Below are 1523 nucleotides of genomic sequence, written 5' to 3'. Positions count from 1 at the left end.
CGCTGGTGTACCAGTTGTCTTGCCAAAGGCATCGCTGGGTAGCTATGTGCGGAAGGGATAAGTGCTGAAAGCATCTAAGCATGAAGCCCCCCTCGAGATGAGATTTCCCATAGCGTCAAGCTAGTAAGATCCCTGAAAGATGATCAGGTTGATAGGTCTGAGGTGGAAGCGTGGTGACACGTGGAGCTGACAGATACTAATAGATCGAGGACTTAACCACAATTGATTACTCTGTCATTCTTCTTCTGCATTATCTAGTTTTGAGGGAACAAAACCTCATCTAAATAGTCTGGTGGCGATAGCGAGAAGGTCACACCCGTTCCCATACCGAACACGGAAGTTAAGCTTCTCAGCGCCGATGGTAGTTGGAGGTTCTCCTCCTGTGAGAGTAGGACGCTGCCGGGCGAAGACAGAGAGATGTCTCTTTGTCTTTTTTAATCCCTATCTGTTGGAATAATATTCCTCAGAAATTAAGGGTTGACCCGTAACACCGCTGGTGTTATGATAGTCAGGCACCTTCGAGAGCTGATGCTCGGAACAAACTTTTCGAAAAAAAGTTGTTGACGAAGGCTGCTAAAAATGTTATTCTAATATAGTTGCTTTAAGAGAGCGACTGAGATTGTTCTTTGAAAACTGAACGAACAAAAACGTCAACGTTAATCTTAATTTTTTTATCAGAGCTAAATCTTACTCTTATATGGAGAGTTTGATCCTGGCTCAGGACGAACGCTGGCGGCGTGCCTAATACATGCAAGTCGAGCGGACGGATGGGAGCTTGCTCCCTGAAGTCAGCGGCGGACGGGTGAGTAACACGTGGGCAACCTGCCTGTAAGACTGGGATAACTTCGGGAAACCGGAGCTAATACCGGATAATGCATTTCCCCTCATGGGGATATGCTGAAAGATGGTTTCGGCTATCACTTACAGATGGGCCCGCGGCGCATTAGCTAGTTGGTGAGGTAACGGCTCACCAAGGCAACGATGCGTAGCCGACCTGAGAGGGTGATCGGCCACACTGGGACTGAGACACGGCCCAGACTCCTACGGGAGGCAGCAGTAGGGAATCTTCCGCAATGGACGAAAGTCTGACGGAGCAACGCCGCGTGAGTGATGAAGGTTTTCGGATCGTAAAACTCTGTTGTCAGGGAAGAACAAGTGCCGGAGTAACTGCCGGCACCTTGACGGTACCTGACCAGAAAGCCACGGCTAACTACGTGCCAGCAGCCGCGGTAATACGTAGGTGGCAAGCGTTGTCCGGAATTATTGGGCGTAAAGCGCGCGCAGGCGGTCTCTTAAGTCTGATGTGAAAGCCCACGGCTCAACCGTGGAGGGTCATTGGAAACTGGGGGACTTGAGTGCAGAAGAGGAAAGTGGAATTCCACGTGTAGCGGTGAAATGCGTAGAGATGTGGAGGAACACCAGTGGCGAAGGCGACTTTCTGGTCTGTAACTGACGCTGAGGCGCGAAAGCGTGGGGAGCAAACAGGATTAGATACCCTGGTAGTCCACGCCGTAAACGATGAG

Annotated in this window: 3 rRNA genes; all 3 read left to right on the top strand. The window is 50.3% G+C overall.

What is annotated here, in order from left to right:
- A 23S ribosomal RNA gene (locus FZD51_RS25780) occupies positions 1-220 on the top strand; the annotation flags it as partial.
- A 68-nt stretch (positions 221-288) separates the two neighbouring features.
- Positions 289-405, top strand: a 5S ribosomal RNA gene (gene rrf / locus FZD51_RS25775).
- Positions 406-694: 289 nt separating this feature from the next.
- A 16S ribosomal RNA gene (locus FZD51_RS25770) occupies positions 695-1523 on the top strand; the annotation flags it as partial.

Source organism: Bacillus infantis, from assembly GCF_008180445.1.
GTDB classification, from domain to species: domain Bacteria; phylum Bacillota; class Bacilli; order Bacillales; family Cytobacillaceae; genus Bacillus_AB; species Bacillus_AB infantis_B.
The sequence above is the reverse complement of the archived record's forward strand: the minus strand, read 5'-3'. Positions and strand labels throughout refer to the sequence as shown.